The 16,813-nt window shown below is 63.6% G+C and carries 17 protein-coding genes; 12 read left to right on the top strand and 5 right to left on the bottom strand.

From position 1 onward, the window contains the following. Nucleotides 1-89 precede the first annotated feature (89 nt). Nucleotides 90-1,292: a glycine C-acetyltransferase gene (locus NCS03_RS20360; protein ID WP_250529668.1), complete on the top strand. Its 1,203-nt coding sequence runs from the start codon at nucleotides 90-92 to the stop codon at nucleotides 1,290-1,292. 82 nt (nucleotides 1,293-1,374) lie between these two features. Next, nucleotides 1,375-2,412: an L-threonine 3-dehydrogenase gene (gene tdh, locus NCS03_RS20355; RefSeq protein ID WP_008354214.1), complete on the top strand. Its 1,038-nt coding sequence runs from the start codon at nucleotides 1,375-1,377 to the stop codon at nucleotides 2,410-2,412. A gap of 10 nt (nucleotides 2,413-2,422) precedes the next feature. Here the strand turns inward: tdh and NCS03_RS20350 are convergent, their stop codons facing one another. Then, a complete protein-coding gene (locus NCS03_RS20350; protein WP_034472270.1) occupies nucleotides 2,423-3,061 on the bottom strand; it encodes a YceI family protein in 639 nt (212 codons plus the stop codon). 180 nt (nucleotides 3,062-3,241) lie between these two features. Here NCS03_RS20350 and NCS03_RS20345 point away from each other — a divergent pair, with 180 nt between their 5' ends. Beyond that, on the top strand, nucleotides 3,242-3,760 hold the full coding sequence (locus tag NCS03_RS20345) for a hypothetical protein (RefSeq protein ID WP_250436296.1): 519 nt from the start codon (nucleotides 3,242-3,244) through the stop codon (nucleotides 3,758-3,760). 344 nt (nucleotides 3,761-4,104) lie between these two features. Beyond that, complete coding sequence (locus tag NCS03_RS20340) at nucleotides 4,105-4,596, top strand: phosphate-starvation-inducible PsiE family protein (protein ID WP_008354218.1); 492 nt, start codon at nucleotides 4,105-4,107, stop codon at nucleotides 4,594-4,596. Nucleotides 4,597-4,629: 33 nt separating this feature from the next. Here the strand turns inward: NCS03_RS20340 and NCS03_RS20335 are convergent, their stop codons facing one another. After that, the gene (locus NCS03_RS20335) at nucleotides 4,630-4,872 is read right to left on the bottom strand and encodes a hypothetical protein (RefSeq protein ID WP_008354219.1); all 243 of its coding nucleotides are present in this window, start codon (nucleotides 4,870-4,872) and stop codon (nucleotides 4,630-4,632) included. A 214-nt stretch (nucleotides 4,873-5,086) separates the two neighbouring features. Then, nucleotides 5,087-5,980, bottom strand: coding sequence for a LysR substrate-binding domain-containing protein (locus tag NCS03_RS20330; RefSeq protein ID WP_033535848.1), 894 nt, complete (start codon nucleotides 5,978-5,980; stop codon nucleotides 5,087-5,089). Between the two features lie 132 nt (nucleotides 5,981-6,112). On the opposite strand from NCS03_RS20330, the gene NCS03_RS20325 reads away from it, so the two are divergent. The 4 genes from NCS03_RS20325 (at nucleotide 6,113) to NCS03_RS20310 (ending at nucleotide 11,419) form a co-directional block, all read left to right on the top strand. Beyond that, a complete protein-coding gene (locus NCS03_RS20325; RefSeq protein ID WP_250529667.1) occupies nucleotides 6,113-7,294 on the top strand; it encodes a M20 aminoacylase family protein in 1,182 nt (393 codons plus the stop codon). Between the two features lie 16 nt (nucleotides 7,295-7,310). Beyond that, nucleotides 7,311-8,627, top strand: a complete 1,317-nt coding sequence (locus tag NCS03_RS20320) for an MFS transporter (RefSeq protein ID WP_034472267.1) — start codon at nucleotides 7,311-7,313, stop codon at nucleotides 8,625-8,627. A 142-nt stretch (nucleotides 8,628-8,769) separates the two neighbouring features. Beyond that, on the top strand, nucleotides 8,770-10,485 hold the full coding sequence (locus NCS03_RS20315; RefSeq protein ID WP_250529666.1) for an IlvD/Edd family dehydratase: 1,716 nt from the start codon (nucleotides 8,770-8,772) through the stop codon (nucleotides 10,483-10,485). 13 nt (nucleotides 10,486-10,498) lie between these two features. Beyond that, on the top strand, nucleotides 10,499-11,419 hold the full coding sequence (locus NCS03_RS20310) for a dihydrodipicolinate synthase family protein (RefSeq protein ID WP_250529665.1): 921 nt from the start codon (nucleotides 10,499-10,501) through the stop codon (nucleotides 11,417-11,419). Nucleotide 11,420: 1 nt separating this feature from the next. On the opposite strand, the gene NCS03_RS20305 is transcribed toward NCS03_RS20310, so the two are convergent. Both NCS03_RS20305 and NCS03_RS20300 read right to left on the bottom strand, forming a co-directional pair. Beyond that, the gene (locus tag NCS03_RS20305; RefSeq protein ID WP_250529664.1) at nucleotides 11,421-12,404 is read right to left on the bottom strand and encodes a bifunctional helix-turn-helix transcriptional regulator/GNAT family N-acetyltransferase; all 984 of its coding nucleotides are present in this window, start codon (nucleotides 12,402-12,404) and stop codon (nucleotides 11,421-11,423) included. A gap of 351 nt (nucleotides 12,405-12,755) precedes the next feature. Beyond that, nucleotides 12,756-13,145, bottom strand: coding sequence for a hypothetical protein (locus tag NCS03_RS20300; RefSeq protein ID WP_250529663.1), 390 nt, complete (start codon nucleotides 13,143-13,145; stop codon nucleotides 12,756-12,758). Nucleotides 13,146-13,343: 198 nt separating this feature from the next. Between NCS03_RS20300 and NCS03_RS20295 the strand changes: the two genes are divergently transcribed. The 4 genes from NCS03_RS20295 to NCS03_RS20280 all read left to right on the top strand — a co-directional run bounded on the left by NCS03_RS20295 (nucleotide 13,344) and on the right by NCS03_RS20280 (nucleotide 16,793). Further along, nucleotides 13,344-14,006 (top strand): response regulator, encoded by a 663-nt coding sequence (locus tag NCS03_RS20295; protein ID WP_008354227.1) that lies wholly within the window; start codon nucleotides 13,344-13,346, stop codon nucleotides 14,004-14,006. Then, on the top strand, nucleotides 14,003-15,382 hold the full coding sequence (locus NCS03_RS20290) for an ATP-binding protein (RefSeq protein ID WP_250529662.1): 1,380 nt from the start codon (nucleotides 14,003-14,005) through the stop codon (nucleotides 15,380-15,382). The genes NCS03_RS20295 and NCS03_RS20290 overlap by 4 nt, the downstream gene beginning before the upstream one ends. 78 nt (nucleotides 15,383-15,460) lie before the next feature. Beyond that, nucleotides 15,461-15,685 carry a hypothetical protein gene (locus NCS03_RS20285; protein ID WP_239295342.1) on the top strand — a complete coding sequence of 75 codons (225 nt, stop codon included), beginning with the start codon at nucleotides 15,461-15,463 and terminating at the stop codon, nucleotides 15,683-15,685. A 61-nt stretch (nucleotides 15,686-15,746) separates the two neighbouring features. Further along, nucleotides 15,747-16,793 (top strand): Gfo/Idh/MocA family protein, encoded by a 1,047-nt coding sequence (locus NCS03_RS20280; RefSeq protein WP_175982354.1) that lies wholly within the window; start codon nucleotides 15,747-15,749, stop codon nucleotides 16,791-16,793. Nucleotides 16,794-16,813: the final 20 nt, after the last annotated feature.

Genomic DNA, 16,813 nt, shown 5'->3' with positions numbered 1-16,813 from the left:
TGCGATGGATGCACTATAACAGGGCTAAGGACGGCGCGCGCGAGTCACGAGGCGCGGATTGCATTGGCAGGCCCAGAACAAGGATTGCGATGAAAGACCGATATCTCTCCCATTTGCGTTCGACGCTCGACGAAATTCGCGCTGCGGGGTTCTACAAGACAGAGCGCGTCATCGCGAGTCCGCAGTCGTCGGACATTCGGCTCGCGAACGGCGCGGCGGTGCTTAACTTCTGCGCGAACAACTACCTGGGTCTCGCGGACGATCGCCGGCTGATCGAGGCCGCGAAGGACGGACTGGACGCCGATGGTTTCGGCATGGCGTCCGTGCGTTTCATCTGCGGCACGCAGACCGTGCACAAGGAACTCGAACAGGCGATCGCGCGTTTTCTCGAAACGGACGACGCCATTCTTTATTCGAGTTGCTTCGATGCAAATGGCGGCCTCTTCGAAACGCTGCTGACCGAAGAAGACGCGATCATCAGCGACGAACTGAATCACGCCAGCATCATCGACGGCGTGCGGCTCTCGAAGGCCCGGCGTCTGCGCTATAAAAACAACGACCTCGCCGATCTGGAAGCGCGTCTTCAGGAAGCCGATGCAGCCGGCGCACGCTTCAAGCTGATCGCGACCGACGGGGTTTTTTCGATGGACGGCATCATCGCCAACCTTTCCGGCATCTGCGATCTCGCTGACCGTTACGGTGCGCTCGTCATGGTCGACGATTCGCACGCCGTCGGCTTCATCGGCGAGAACGGGCGCGGAACCCCGGAGCACTGCGGCGTGCTCGATCGCGTCGACATCATTACCGGCACGCTCGGCAAGGCGCTTGGCGGCGCGTCAGGCGGCTATGTCGCCGCGCATAAGGAAGTCATCGATTTGCTGCGTCAGCGCAGCCGGCCGTATCTTTTCTCGAACACGTTGGCACCGAACATCGCCGCGGCATCGCTGAAAGTGCTTGAACTGCTCGCAAGCGACGAAGGCGCGACGTTGCGCCGGCGCGTCCGCGAGAACGGGGCGCACTTCCGCCAGGCGATGTCCGCGCTCGGCTTCGATCTTGTCCCCGGTGAACATCCGATCATTCCGGTCATGCTGGGCGACGCTCAACTCGCGTCCAAGATGGCTGATGCGCTGCTCGACGAAGGCGTCTATGTGATTGGCTTTTCCTACCCTGTGGTGCCGAAAGGACGCGCGCGCATCCGGACGCAGATGAGCGCGGCACACACGCCGGAGCAGATCGATCGCGCAGTCGATGCGTTCGCTCGCGTCGGCCGATCCCTCGGCGTCATCGGCTGACTTTATGCGCATAAAGGCCCGCGACCTTCGAAGCAGCATCATCAAGACCAAACGCCAGGATCAAACGCCAGGATCAAACGCAATGAAAGCCCTCGCCAAACTCGAACGCGCCCCCGGCCTCACCCTGACGCGCGTGAAGCGACCCGAAGTCGGTCACAACGACGTTCTCATCCGCATCCGCAAGACGGCGATCTGCGGCACCGACATCCACATCTGGAAATGGGACGAATGGGCGCAGAAGACGATTCCGGTGCCGATGCATGTCGGTCACGAGTACGTCGGCGAGATCGTGGAGATGGGACAGGAAGTACGCGGCTTCGCCATCGGCGACCGCGTGTCGGGCGAAGGCCATATCACATGCGGTTTTTGTCGTAACTGCCGCGCGGGCCGTCGTCACCTGTGCCGCAACACGGTCGGCGTGGGCGTGAATCGTGAAGGCGCATTTGCGGAGTTTCTCGTGATCCCGGCGTTCAACGCGTTCAAGATTCCGCCTGACATTTCCGACGATCTCGCTGCGATCTTCGATCCGTTCGGCAACGCGACGCACACCGCCCTCTCGTTCAATCTCGTCGGCGAGGATGTGCTGATTACCGGCGCCGGGCCGATCGGCGTGATGGCTGCGGCGATCGCGCGGCACGTCGGCGCGCGCAACGTCGTCATCACCGACGTGAACGACTATCGGCTCGAACTTGCCCGCAAGATGGGCGCGACGCGCGCGGTCAACGTGGCGAACGAAAACCTGCGCGACGTGATGAGCGAACTCGGCATGACCGAAGGATTCGACGTGGGCCTTGAAATGTCCGGCGTGCCGAGCGCATTCACGGCGATGCTCGAATCGATGAATCACGGCGGCAAGGTCGCACTGCTCGGCATTCCGCCGGCGCAGACCGCCATCGACTGGAATCAGGTGATTTTCAAGGGACTCGAAATCAAGGGCATCTACGGACGCGAGATGTTCGAGACCTGGTACAAGATGGTCGCGATGCTGCAAAGCGGCCTCGATCTCTCCCCGATCCTCACGCACACGTTTCCCGTCGACGACTATCAGCGCGCATTCGACACGATGCTCTCCGGCAACAGCGGCAAGGTCGTGCTCGACTGGACCGCCGTCGCGGCCTGAGCGGCACGCATCACGGCGCGTTGTCCGCAGACGCCTTCGAAAATTCGGCCTGAATGGCGACGTGCACATCGTCGCCGACGGCCGGATACCACGTCGTCAGTCCGAACTGAGCGCGGCTGAAATGTCCGTCGGCGGAGAAGCCCAGCGTTTCCTGCTTCGTGAGCGGATTGACCGCGTGTCCGTTGAACGTCACGTTGAGCGTGACCGGCTTCGTCGTGCCGCGTATCGTCAGATCGCCCGTCAATATGCCCTTGTCTTCGCCGGTGCGTTGAAACGCCGTGCTGACGAAAACGATGTCCGGATAACGCGCGCCATCGAACATGTCCGGCCCTTTCAGCATGCGATCGAGCAGCGGCACATTGGTGTTGACGCTGGACGCGTCGATTCGCGCGCGTACCGAGCTTCCGGACATTCCGTCCGCGTTCCAGTCGAGTTGCGCCGTGGTCTTATCGAATCGGATGACGAAGCGCGAGTAGTGGAAATGATCGACGTCGAAACTCACGTTCCAGTGATGCGGATCGAGCTGATAACGTCCTGCCGGCACGCTCGATTCACTCGACGAAACGTGATGCGTCACGACCTGAAGCGGCGTGCACGCCGTCAATGCGATCGCCGCGAGAAAAAGAACGAGACGCTTATAAGCCTTCATCGCGCATTGCCTCGAAAACAAAAATAGAACGTCGACAAGTTTCGCCGAGATCATCCGAACGCGCGCAAGCCGTCACGGACTTTTCGTCAGCACACACGAAAATGTCGCGATCGGGTAGAGTTCGCCTCGACCTACATCTCAAAAAAGCGGCGCCACCGTACGCGCGTTGGCGGATAAAACATGTGCACATGGCTGTCCCGATTCCGAACGTTTCGCGCGCACTTGTCGGCGGTTGCCGCGCTCGTCGCGCTGGGCTGGACGCCCGCCGCGCACGCAAGCTGGTGCGGCGACGGTCTCTGGCTCGACGCGATGGTCGCTTCGCATCACTTTCACCCGGACAAGGACTTCGAGCAATTCAATCCGGGCATCGGCGTGGAATGCTGGGTCGCGCCGCAATGGGCGGTGACAGGCGGCTACTTTCGCAATTCGCTGTCGAAGCCGTCGTTCTACGGCGGCGGCGTGTGGGGACCGGACTTCCTTCACTGGAATTACATCAGGCTCGCAGTCATGGCCGGGCTCATCTCCGGCTACGACTACGGCAGCTACGGCCTCGGCCATAACCATACGGTCGGTCCGGTTGCCGCGCCGCTCATCATGCTGGAATACAAGCGCGTCGGCGCGAACATCATCCTGATTCCGCCGATCCCTTCGAGCGATCTTCCGTTCACGCTTGGGTTCATGCTCAGAATGCGATTCTGAACATCGTGCGGGGTTTGTGGTTTGTGACGTACTCCCGAGCTCCAAACGACTGAACGAGAATCCAGCTATCGCCTTCGCGGCCGAGGCAAACCGGCGACGCTGTCAGGCGCGCCGCGCACGCGTTCATTACACCAGCGTTGGCGGCCCAACGATTGCTGAGGGGTGCGATGTGACGCATCGTGCACAGCAAACAAGAGAAAAGAATCAGCACGTGGACGAAAGAAAACGCCGCACGCATGGCTCATCGTCATAGGCCCGGCTTCGGCTCGCTACGCGATGTCGGCGTCACTCCGTGCCCGAGTCTCTCTGCGACCCCATCCATGAGCAAGCCAACCCAGATTCGCATGAAGCTCGACGAATATCGGCTGCAATGGCGCGTGCTGACCTTCTACGAGCGCTTCGAGCAGATCATCGCCCACATCCTGAGCGTCGTGATCTCGGTGATCATCGTCGTATCGCTGTGGCAGTTGATTCGGGCGGTCATAGCGCTGACGCTGTCGGGGGCGCTCGATCCGCTGGATCATGCGATCTTTCAGGCGGTTTTCGGCATGGTGATGACGTTGTTGATCGCGATGGAATTCAAGCATTCGATCACTCGCGTCATGTTAAGACGCGATCACATCGTGCAGGTCAAGACAGTGCTTCTCGTGGCGATGCTCGCGATAGCGCGCAAGTTCATCATCCTTGATCCAGCCACGGACCCGGGCCGCATTGCCGCACTGGCGGCCGCGCTGATCGCGCTCGGCAGCGTCTACTGGCTAATGCGGCAACGCGACGATCCCGTCGATGCGGCGATTGCAGAGCGCGCCGCGCGGGATCGCGAAAAGCGCGATTGATATTCTGTTGGCGTGCTGCCGATGCTTTCAGCGTCAATCTGGCAGCACGAACTCGGTACGCATGTCTTCGATCACCTTCTCGACGTGATGTACATAGTCCGCACCGAGGTCGTTGAGCGGCACGATGTTCCAGTTGCGGCCGGATGCGTCGGGCGGATGCCGCTCTGGCAGCGGTATGCGCACGCGCAAGGCTCCCGGCGCGTCAGCGGAGATTTTGGCCATGCGGCTTTGCAGTTCGTCGCGAATCTGCTCAGGGGTTCGAACGGTTTTCGGCATGGGTCTGCCTCCTTCGCTTGCACGTCTGGATCGTGACTGTTTGGGCGCAGACGTTGGACGCATGCACCGACGCCTCTTTGGAGTTTAGTCGCTAATTCGGATAGGCATCGACTGATGCAATGATCGTCCAGAAAAAGTGAGTGCATTCCTCCTCACAGCCCCGATTCTCGCTGTCTATTCCACGAATCCGGAATCTTCTTGAAGCGCACCTGCCTCACTGTCCCCGCGCCGCGTGCCGCAAGCACTCCAGCATCAACGTCGCAGCGGGCGTCAGCGGACTGTCCCTGCGCGTCACGATTCGCACCGACACGGCAGGCAACGGATCAACGATAGGAAAGATCGCGAGCCCTTCGCCGACCCATGGATGTTCCAGCAACGCGGCGGGCATCGCGGCGAGCGCATCCGAGCCACGCAACAACCCGTGCGCGATGATGAAGCTCGGACATTCGATCACGCGTTTGGGCACCATCAGACCGCGCTCGGCGTACGAATCGAGCAGCGCCTGCGTCGAACTTTCCGGCGACGGATTCAGCAGCCACTCCGCATCCGACAACTCCGCGAGCGACGTGCAGTGCCGCAACGGATGATCCGCGCGCCCGACGATCGCCGAGCGGCTCTCGTACAGCTCGATGTGATCGAACTCCGGCGCGAGATGTTCGGGCACGACGACCGCCACGACGAAGTCCAGCGAACCATCGCGCAGACGCGGCATCGCGACGCCCGGAAAGCCTTCGATGAAACTCACGCGCGCGTCCGGCATCTGCTTGCGAAACGCCCGATACGCCTGAGGCAATATCGATAGCGCGGCAGTCGGCGTGACGGCCGCGCTCACGCTGCCCGCGCCGGCGCCTTTCATCTGCGCGATGTCGTCTTCCGCGCGGCGCATTTCGCTGACGATCAGATGCGCCCGCACGCGCAACTGCTGCCCGAACGCCGTCAGTTGCACGCCGCGCGCGGTGCGCAACACGAGCGGTACGCCCAGATCCTGTTCCAGTTCCTTGATCGCCTTAGTCAGCGCCGCTTGCGACAAATGAAGGCTGCGCGCGGCCGCGCGAATGCTGCCTTGCTCGGCGGTCGTCAGGAAAGCGCGCAACTGATGATATTTCATGCTCATGGCCGACATCCTAGGGTTATCGCCGACAACTAATAGTCATCACGCAATAAATTTACCGTCTTTTGGTTTGCTTATCGGCTTTATATGCTTGGCACACATCGAATCGCATCGAGCAAGGAGCGTCATATGTTGTCAGTCGAGCCCGTCATCCCCGGCATTGCCGCCATCGCGTCGGAATTCGTCGATGTGCGCCGGCGCATTCACGCGCATCCGGAACTTGCGTATGAGGAAACGCAAACCGGCGATCTCGTCGCGGGATTGCTCGCGCAATGGGGCTACGAAGTGCATCGCGGGCTGGGCAAGACGGGCGTCGTCGGCGTGTTGACGGAAGGCGAGGGCGGCAAGCGCATCGCACTGCGCGCCGACATGGACGCGTTGCCGATCGAGGAAGCCACCGGCCTGCCGTATTCAAGCAAACACGCGCGCACGATGCACGCATGCGGCCACGACGGCCACACCGCGATGCTTCTGTGCGCCGCGCGCCATCTCGCCGAAAGCCGCCAGTTCTCGGGCACGCTGATCGTGATTTTCCAGCCCGCCGAGGAAGGCGAGGCGGGCGCGCGCGCGATGATCGAAGACGGTCTCTTCGAAAAATTCCCGTGCGACGCCGTGTTCGGCCTGCACAACATGCCCGGCCTGCCCGCGGGCGACATGTTCTTCACGCCGGGTCCGGGCATGGCGTCGTCGGATCGCGTGAACATCACCGTGCGCGGCGTCGGCGGACATGGCGCGATGCCGCACGTCGCATGCGATCCGATGCCCGCGGTCGCATCGATCATGCTCGGTCTCAACAGCATCGTCGCGCGCGAAGTGGATGCGCAGAAATCCGCGGTCGTCACCGTCGGCAGCGTGCAGGCGGGCGAGGCGTGCAACGTGATCCCCGAGACCGCGCTGATGAAGCTCTCCGTGCGCGCGCTCGACGCGGGCGTGCGCAAGCAGCTTCAGGAGCGCATCACCGCGCTCGTGAACGCGCAGGCATTGGCGTTCGGCTGCACGGCCGACATCGACTACGAACTCGGCTATCCGGTGCTCGTGAATCACGCGGAACCGACCGCCTTCGCCACCGATGTCGCGACAAAAATGCTCGGCGCGCAACGCGTCGATCCGGCCGCGCGTCCGCTGATGGGCAGCGAAGATTTCGCCTTCATGCTCGAAGCGTGCCCCGGCACGTATGCGTGGATCGGCAACGGCATCGGCTCGAAGGGCGGCTGCATGGTGCACAACCCCGGCTACGATTTCAACGACGACATCCTCGCGATCGGCGCGAGCTACTGGGTGCGCCTGGCCGAAGCCTGGCTCGCCGACTGATCCTTCGGAATCCATCATGAACGCACCTACCTTTGCCAGCGCGCCCGCGAATCCTTCGATGCAAACCAGCCGCGCGGCGCGCACGCGGCTCGTCCTGGCGGCGGCGGTCGGCAACGCGCTCGAGTTCTACGACTTCATCGTCTATGCGTTCTTCGCGCTGACCATCGGCAAGCTGTTCTTTCCGGTGGACGATCCGGTCGGCCAGTTGCTGCTTGCGGTGGCGAGCTTCGGCGTCGGGTTCTTCACGCGGCCGATCGGCGGCTTGCTGATCGGCATGTACGCCGATCGCGCCGGCCGCAAGAAGGCGATGCTCCTCACGCTCGGGCTGATGGCGCTCGGCACCGCGATGATCGCCGTCGCGCCGACTTACGCGCAAGCGGGCATCGCCGCGCCGATCATTCTCGTGATCGCGCGGCTGATTCAAGGCTTCTCGGCGGGCGGCGAAGTCGGCGCATCGACGACGCTGTTGCTCGAACAGGCGCCCGCGAACCGGCGCGGCTTCTATGCATCGTGGCAGTTCTCGAGCCAGGGACTCTCGGCGCTCGCCGGCGCGTTGACCGGCGTCGCGCTCACGGCGACGCTCACGACCGCGCAACTCGAAAGCTGGGGCTGGCGCGTGCCGTTCTTCATCGGCACGGCGATCGTGCCTGTCGGCTGGTGGCTGCGTCGCACGATGGAAGAAGCACCGCCGCAAAACGTCGCCGCCGCGCCCAAGGCACCGAAGATTCCGCTTGTCACCGTGCTGCGCGAACATGGCCGCGCGGTGCTCAACGGACTCGGCCTGACGATCGGCGGCACGTCGGCGCACTTCATCATCGTGTTCTATCTGTCGATCTACGGCGTGAAGACGCTCGGCCTGCCGAGCTGGACGTCGATGCTTTCGGGCTGCGTGTCGGGCGCGATTCTCTTTATCGTCGCGCCGATAGGTGGCTATCTGTCGGACCGCATCGGCCGCAACAAGCTCGCGCAGACGACGCGCATCCTGCTGATGCTCGCGATCTGGCCGGCCTTCGCGCTGCTGAACAAATCGCCGAACGCGACGACGCTGCTCGCGGTCGTCACCGTGCTCTCTATCGTGCATTCGCTCAACGTCGGTCCGACCGGCGCGATGCTCGGCGAGCTGTTCCCGCGTTCGGTGCGCGCGACGGGCGCGGCCATCGTCTACAGCATCGGCGTGGCGATCTTCGGCGGCTTCGCGCAGTTCTTCGTGACGTCGCTCATCGTCATTACGAAGAGCGTGATGGCGCCCGCGTGGTACGTGATCGGTTGCGGCGTGCTCTCCGTGATCGCGGTGGCGTGCATGCGCGAAAGGTCGCAGGAAATGCTCGACTGATCGTCAAATCTTGCGCTGCACGCGCGCCGGATGCGTATGCGAGGTGTATAACTCGACGTGTCCGGGTTTCTGAAAAGGCCGCCCGCGCGGCCTTTTTTACTGGATCCCACACTATGAAGAAAGCGCGATAAAGGGGACTTCCATGCGCAAGAAGCTACGCTCGCAAAGCTGGTTCGGCGGCAACGATAAAGACGCGTTCATCCATCGTTCGTGGATGAAGAACCAGGGCATACCTCACGATCAGTTCGATGGCCGGCCGGTCATCGGCATCTGCAATACATGGTCGGAACTCACGCCGTGCAACGCGCATTTTCGCGAGCTCGCGGAATACGTGAAGCGCGGCGTGCGCGAGGCGGGCGGCTTTCCGCTGGAGTTTCCGGTGATGTCGCTCGGCGAATCGAATCTGCGGCCAACAGCCATGTTGTTCCGCAATCTCGCGTCGATGGACGTCGAAGAATCCATACGCGGCAATCCGATCGATGGCGTCATTCTGCTCGTCGGCTGCGACAAGACCACGCCCGCCTTGCTGATGGGCGCGGCGTCGTGCAATCTGCCCGCGCTCGCGGTGTCGGGCGGACCGATGTTGAACGGCCGCTTTCGCGGCGGCACCATCGGCTCGGGCACGGGCGTCTGGCAGATGTCGGAGGAAGTGCGCGCGGGCACGATGACGCAGGAAGAATTCGTCGAAGCCGAATCGTGCATGAACCGGTCGCGCGGCCATTGCATGACGATGGGCACCGCATCCACGATGGCCTCGATGGTCGAATCGCTCGGCATGGGCTTGCCGCACAATGCCGCGATTCCCGCCGTCGATGCGCGCCGTCAGGTGCTCGCGCACATGGCCGGACGACGCATCGTCGATATGGTCAAGGACGATCTCACGATGGACAAGATCCTCACGCGCGAAGCCTTCGAGAACGCGATTCGCACGAACGCGGCGATCGGCGGATCGACGAATGCGGTCGTGCATCTGATCGCGCTGGCGAAGCGTATCGGCGTGGAGCTCACGCTCGAAGACTGGGAACTCGGCAGCAAGGTGCCTTGCCTCGTGAATCTGCAGCCATCGGGCGAGTATCTGATGGAAGACTTCTATTACGCGGGCGGCTTGCCCGCGGTGTTGCGTCAGCTCGGCGAGCAAGGCTCGCTGCATCGCGATGCGCTCACGGTGAACGGCCGCACGATCTGGGACAACGTCAGCGACGCGCAGAACTACGACGAGAAGGTCATCACGCGGTTCGAGAAGCCGTTCAAGCCGCACGCGGGCATCGCGGTGCTGAAGGGCAATCTCGCACCGAACGGCGCGGTCATCAAGCCATCGGCGGCGACGCAATCGTTGCTGAAGCATCGCGGGCGCGCGGTCGTATTCGAAAACGTCGAAGAGTTGCACGCGAAGGTCGACGACGATTCGCTCGATATCGACGAGCACTGCATCATGGTCCTGAAGGGCGCGGGGCCGAAGGGTTATCCCGGCTTCGCGGAAGTCGGCAACATGCCGCTGCCGAAAAAGGTGCTGCAAAAAGGCATCACCGATATGGTCCGCATCTCCGATGGCCGCATGAGCGGCACCGCCTACGGCGCGGTCGTGCTGCATGTGTCGCCGGAAGCGGCGGCGGGCGGTCCGCTCGCGCTCGTGCAGACCGGCGACATGATCGAACTGGACGTCGAAGCGCGGCGTCTGCATCTCGAAGTATCGGACGAAGAACTGGCGAAGCGCCGCGCCGCATGGCAGGCGCCCGAATTGCCGAAGCGCGGTTATTACCGCTTGTATGTCGAGCATGTCTTGCAGGCGGATCAGGGCGCGGACCTGGACTTTCTCGTCGGTTCGAGCGGCGCGCCCGTGCCGCGCGATTCGCATTGAGCGGAGGCAATCGATGACGAACCTGCAAACGCCGCCGCCCGGCATGTGGCCGGTGCTGTACGCCTATTTCGATGCGCTGAACCGCCTCGACCACGACGCCACGCGCAAGCAGATCGACGCGACCCTCGCGGCGGGCGCGCCGGCGATCGTCACGCTCGGTCTCGCGACGGAAGTGCATCGCCTGTCGGAAGACGAGAAGCGCACGATGATCGACGTATGCGCCGCGCATATCGCCGGTCGCGCGCCGCTCGCGGTCACGATCACCGGCGACAGCGTCGATGCACAAGTCGCGCTCGCAAGCCATGCGCTCGAACGCGGCGCGTCGTGGCTCATTCTTCAACCGCCGTCCAAACGCGGCGAGCCGGAAGCGTTCTACTACGACTTCTTCGCGTCGGTGCTCGAACGGACCGGCGCGAACGCGGGCATTCAGAACGCGCCGGAATATCTGGGCGTGGGTTTGTCGGCGGAATCGATTGCCGCGCTCGCTGCCGAACGGCCGAACTTCCGTTTGCTGAAGGGCGAGGGCCCGGCCGTGACGATCCGCGCGACCATCGAACGATTGCGCGCGCTCGAACAGACGCTCGCGGTGTTCAACGGGCGCGGTGGCCAGGAACTCGTGGACAACTTGCGTGCGGGCTGCGATGGCCTGATCGTCGCGCCCGACGCGTTCGATCGTCAGGCCGCCATTTACGACGCGTTCGCCGAAGGCCGCGAGGACGATGCCGAATCGCTGTATGCGGAGACGCTGCCGGAAATCGTCTTCGTGATGCAGTCCCTGGAAACGCTCACCTGTTACGGCAAGCGCATCGCGGCGTGGCGCATGGGCTTCGACGTGCAGCACGATCGCGGCGCGCGTCCGACGCCGTTCGGCATCGAATGCGCGCGCCGTTTCGCGCAACGACTAGGGCCGACATCGCGCGTCTTGCGCCGATGAATCATCGCGCCGCGTGCCGCATGAAGCGCTGCTCGATCACGGATGTGCCCCATTGCGTGCCTTCGGCTTCATCGCTCAACGTGAATCCGAACGATTCGTACAAGTGGCGCGCGGCGTCCAGGCTCTTGAAGGTCCAGAGATACGTTTCGTCGTAGTGCGCGTCGACGAAGCTCATCGCGCGCGCCATCAATTGCCTGCCTATGCCGCTGCCCCGCAACGAATCGTCGACGATGAACCAGCGCAGATGCGCGACGCGCGTGGTGAGATCGCCATCGATCGCGAGCGAGCCGAGCGTGCGCTCGCCTTCCATCACGAGCCACAACGCGCGGCCTTCGACCGGCAGACTTTCCGCGAATGCGGCCAATTCCGTCGCGACCCTGCGCTCGAAGAACACGCCGAAGCCCGCGTGATGCGCGTAGAAACGCGCGTGCAGGCTCGCCACATCGCCGATGCAGCCGGGCCGGTATCCCTCGACGATGCGCGCGCTTTCCGTATGCGCGGCATGCGTCCTGTGATAGATCTTGTGTTCGTGACCGTGGGCGAGCGCATCGGCGTAGAGCGCGAGCGAGCGCACGAGCGTCTGCTGATCCTCGGGCACCATGCGGCGCAGCGCGTCGGAAACCTGATCCGTCGCGAACTTGTCGATCTTTCTGCGCAGCTTCTGTCCGTTCGCCGTGAGATACAGCTCGGACGAACGCGCGTCTTCGCTCGATGTCTGCCGCGTGACAAGCCCCGCCGCTTCGAGCCGCGCGATCTGCCGGCTGGCGTTGGATTTGTCGAGCCGCAGAATTTGCGCGATGTCGCGCGCCTGAATGCCGGGCGTCGCCCCGATCTCGATGATCGCGTGAACTGCCGAAGGCGCGAGTCCGCTGTCGGCCAGCGTGTTGCGCATGAAGCCCAGTTCGCGCACGAGCTTGCGCGAGAATTCGCGCAGTTCGAGAATGGTTTTGTCGCGCGATTGAACGGGTGTGTCGATGAAGTCCATGTCCTCTCCATCGGTTGCGAGGCGCAACCAAATGCCTCTAATTTAGTTGCGATCTGCAACTTTCGCAAGAAAAATCGCGCTCCCGAAAAGCCTCACCTTTAGCCGCGATCGCGCGCCAATTCGCTCGCGCGCCGCGGTTCCGCCACGCGCAGCAACACGATTGCGATGCCGCCCCACGCGAACTCGCGCACGCGCCGCGCACGAAACAGGCGGGGATGCTTAGGTAAGCGAACGAATGGACATTGAAATGCGAGCGAAAGCAATGTGTAGTGCGAGACGCGGTAAATATTCGCGGACAAAAAAAACCCGGCTCATGAGCCGGGTCGAAGGAGGTCGGGCGCGATTCCGAGGTCACGCCCGACCGCGTGGCACTCTGCTGGACGCCGCTGCGAGGGGACACGCGTGCGCGGCGCTCGACCGTGAGCCGTCGGGATGAAGCTCCACATGGAGCTGCACGAGCCAGGCGCCGGGACAGGTTCCGTCGATGACGAATCTGTCGGTGGTCCAGGCGATGCGCCTTGCGGCTCTGGCCGCATCGAATTCGAGCTTGGCGATGCGTCGCACGATGAAGACGATGCCTGCCGCGCTCCCGAGCGTCGCGAGACGCATCGTCGTGGTTTCGAGCGCATGCACATGGCCCGTGCAACCGCAGACCGCGAGCCACGCCGCATCCGATGCCGCGACGCACAATGCGATCAGCACGGCGTTCGCACGCAGGGAAACGACAGTGGACGCTCGCATCGGCATCTCCGGGGCCGCACGGCCGCGAATCGGCGCGCTCGACGTATAGTGCGTGGACAAACCTTATGCGATGCTTAAGCCGCCGGCGCCGCAAGGCGTTATCGGGGACATAATGTGCGGCTGCGCGCAAAGCTTAAGTGGCGCTTAAGCATGCAAGCCGGACAATCGGCGGCGACCTGTTGAGCCTGGAGAAAGTGCATGCGCCTGTTATTGGTGGAGGACGACGAGATGATCGCGGAGACCGTGCTCGCCGCGTTGCGCCGCGCCGGTTACACGGTTGATTGGGCGCAGGACGGACGGGCCGCGGAGCTGTCGCTCGGCAACGGCGTGTACGACCTCGTGCTGCTGGACCTGAACCTGCCCAAGCGCGACGGCCTCGACGTGCTCGCCACGTATCGCAAGAACGGCGGCGACGCGCCCGTGATGATCCTGACGGCGCGCGATGCCGTCGATGACCGCATCCGCGGCCTCGACGCCGGCGCGGACGACTATCTGATGAAGCCCTTCGATCTCGACGAGCTCGCGGCTCGCGTCCGCGCATTGTTGAGACGCCGCACCGGGCACAAGCATCCGGTGTACTCGCACGGCGAGCTGACGCTCAATCCGGCCGCGCACGAGGCGACCAAGGGCGGCGTCGCGCTCAATCTCGTGCCGCGCGAGTTCGCGCTGCTGCAGGCGCTGATCGAAGAGCCGTCGCGCGTATTTCGCCGCCCCGAGCTCGAAGAAAAACTGTACGGCTGGGGCGAGGAAGTGGGCAGCAACGCAATCGAAGTCCACGTTCACAGCTTGCGGCGCAAGATCGGCGCGGATGAGATCGTGACGGTGCGCGGCGTCGGTTATCGATTGAAGAGGATCGGATGACAACGATCCGCCGATGGCTGCTCGGCTGGCTCATCTGCAGCCTTGGCATCGCGTGCCTGATTGCGGGCGTCGGCATATTCGACGCCGCGCGCCTCGAAGCCGGCGAACTCTTCGACTACGAACTGCGCACCGTCGCGCTCTCGCTGCCGCATAACATCACCGCCGACGACGTTGCAGAGGGCCGCAATCCCGAACTGCACGGCATCGCGGATGACCGGCTCGTCATCGACATCTGGGATCGGACGGGCCGCCTCATCTATCACTCGCCGCGCGAGCCCGCCTTGCCGCGTTTCGGCGACGGTTTCGAATCGGCGGAGCGGGAAGGGTATCGCTGGCGCGCGTTCGGCGTCGCGCAGCCGGATCGCTTCGTGCAGGTCGCGCAGCCTTATTTCATCCGCGACGATCTCGCCATGGCGCTCGCATTGCGCACGATCTGGCCGCTCGCATTGCTGATTCCGGTGATCGTCGTGATCGTGCTTCTCGTCGTCGCGCGCGGGCTTTCGCCGGTGCGCTGGCTGTCGCAATCGCTCGTCGCGCGCTCGCCGGAATCGCTCGAGCCCGTCGTCTTCCACAAGCCGATGCCCGACGAGCTGCGTCCTCTCGTCGATGCGTTGAATGGCCTGCTCGCGCGTCTCTCGGAGGCATCGCAGGCGCAGCGCACGTTCGTCGCCGATGCCGCGCACGAACTGCGCACGCCGCTCACCGCGCTCAAGCTGCAAATCCAGGGCGCAATCGGCGATGGCTCGCTTCAGGTCGATGCCGCGACGCTCGCGAAGATCGACGGCCGGTTGAATCGCCTCATCCATCTCGCGCAGCAGCTACTCAGCATGGCGCGCGAAGACGCCGCGCGCGAAGCGGCCATCGCGCCGATGAGCCTGCGCACGCTCTGCGAACTCCGCGTGAGCGATTTCTCGTTGCTGGCCGAAGCACGATCGATCGACCTCGGCCTGGAACTCGAACATGCGCTGGACGATCACGATCCGTTCACGATCATGGGCGACACGCACGCGCTCGCCGTCCTCGTGAACAACCTGCTCGATAACGCGATCCGTCACACGCCGCACGGTGGGCGCGTCGACGTGACCTTGCGGCGCGAAGCGGATGGCATCGCGCTCACCGTGCTGGACTCCGGCCCCGGCATTCCGCCGGACGAGATCGATCGCGTATGCGACCGCTTTTATCGTTGCGTCGGGACGTCGGGACACGGCAGCGGGCTCGGTCTCGCAATCGCGCTGCGCGTCGCGCAACGGCATCACGCGACGCTCGACGTCAGGAACCGCGATGACGCGAGCGGTCTGATCGTCGCGGTGCGCGGCTTGTGTCCGGTTGCGTCGGCGGCGCGCGCGAAGGATGTCGTCAGCGGAATGCATGCCTGAATGAAACCGCAAGAAGCGGGGCGTCGTGCGCTCGCCGCGCGGCGAAGCTGCTCGTTTCATCTTTCATGGCGGTCTGTCATGAAGACACTCGTTCTTCTATGCGCTTGTCTCGCGTGGACCGGCGCCGCGCTTGCAACGGACGCAGCGGAAGCGCCCGTTGCGGCTTCGTCCGCCGCACCGGAACCGAAGACCTTGAAGGAACGTCTCGGCGACAAGGCCAGCGACGATCAACGCGTGGACAATTGCCACGTCCCGGCGGACCGGCGCGGCACGAAAGTTCGTCCCGACAAGTGCATGCCTTGAAGCACGCGATTGTGTTACCTTTGACGTGGTGAACCATTTGGTACAAATTCAGGAGCCCGCCTTGTCATCCACTCAAGCATCGTCCGTCCTGCGCCTCGGCATTCTCGGTGGCGCGAACATCGCCAGACAATTCACGCGTGACGTGAGACCGAGCGAGCGCGTGCGCGTCGTCGCGGTCGCGAGCCGCAGCGACGAGAATGCGCAAGCCTTCGCGCAAGCAAACGGCATCGAAAAATGGTTCGGCAGCTACGACGCGCTGCTTGCGAGCCCGGACATCGACGCGGTTTACATTCCGCTGCCGAACAGCCTGCATGCCGAGTGGGCGATCAAGGCCGCGGATCACGGCAAGCACATCCTGTGCGAGAAGCCGCTCGCGCTCGATCGCGACGAAGCCGCGCGCATGTTCGAGGCCGCCGATCGCAATGGCGTGCTGCTGCTCGAAGCGTTCCCATACTATTTCCAGCCGCAGACCGCGACGATGATGGCGCTAATCGGCGAAGGCGCGATCGGCGACGTGCGCGCGATTCAGGCGAACTTCGGCTTCACCGTCGGCAATCCCGGCGCAAACATCCGCATGAAGCCCGAGCTCGGCGGCGGCGCGCTGCTCGATGCGGGGAGTTATCCGCTGAGCCTCATTCGTCTCGTGATGGGCAGCGCGCCGCAACGCGTCGATGCAATCGCGACATGGGCCGACAGCAACGTCGACATCAGCCTCATGGCGACGCTCATCTACGCCGATGGCCGCCGCGCGCAAGTCTCGTGCTCGATGGATGCGGCGAATCATCGGCACGCGACGATCATCGGCACGCAGGGCACGATCGACACCGAATATCTGAATCACACGAGCGCGCAGACGGCGGGCGATCAATACGGCTATCTGCCGAGCCAGATGCGCGTGCGTCGCGGCATTCCGAATTCGGTGCCGTTCGAGACGGTCGAGTCGGACACCGGAAGCGGCTTCTTCTTCGCGGCGGAAAGCTTCGCGCGCATGGTCGCAACGCACGATGCCGCCGCCATCGAGTACTACGCGCAAGTGAGTCTCGACAATGCCGCGACGCTCGCCGCGATCATCGCAAGCGCGCGCAGCGGCAAGCCCGTCACGCTGTGATTCGCGCGCGAGCGCATCTC

This window comes from Caballeronia sp. ATUFL_F1_KS4A, assembly GCF_023630905.1.
In the GTDB taxonomy this organism is placed as follows: Bacteria; Pseudomonadota; Gammaproteobacteria; order Burkholderiales; family Burkholderiaceae; genus Caballeronia; species Caballeronia zhejiangensis.
This window is presented reverse-complemented; position numbering and strand designations above follow the sequence as displayed.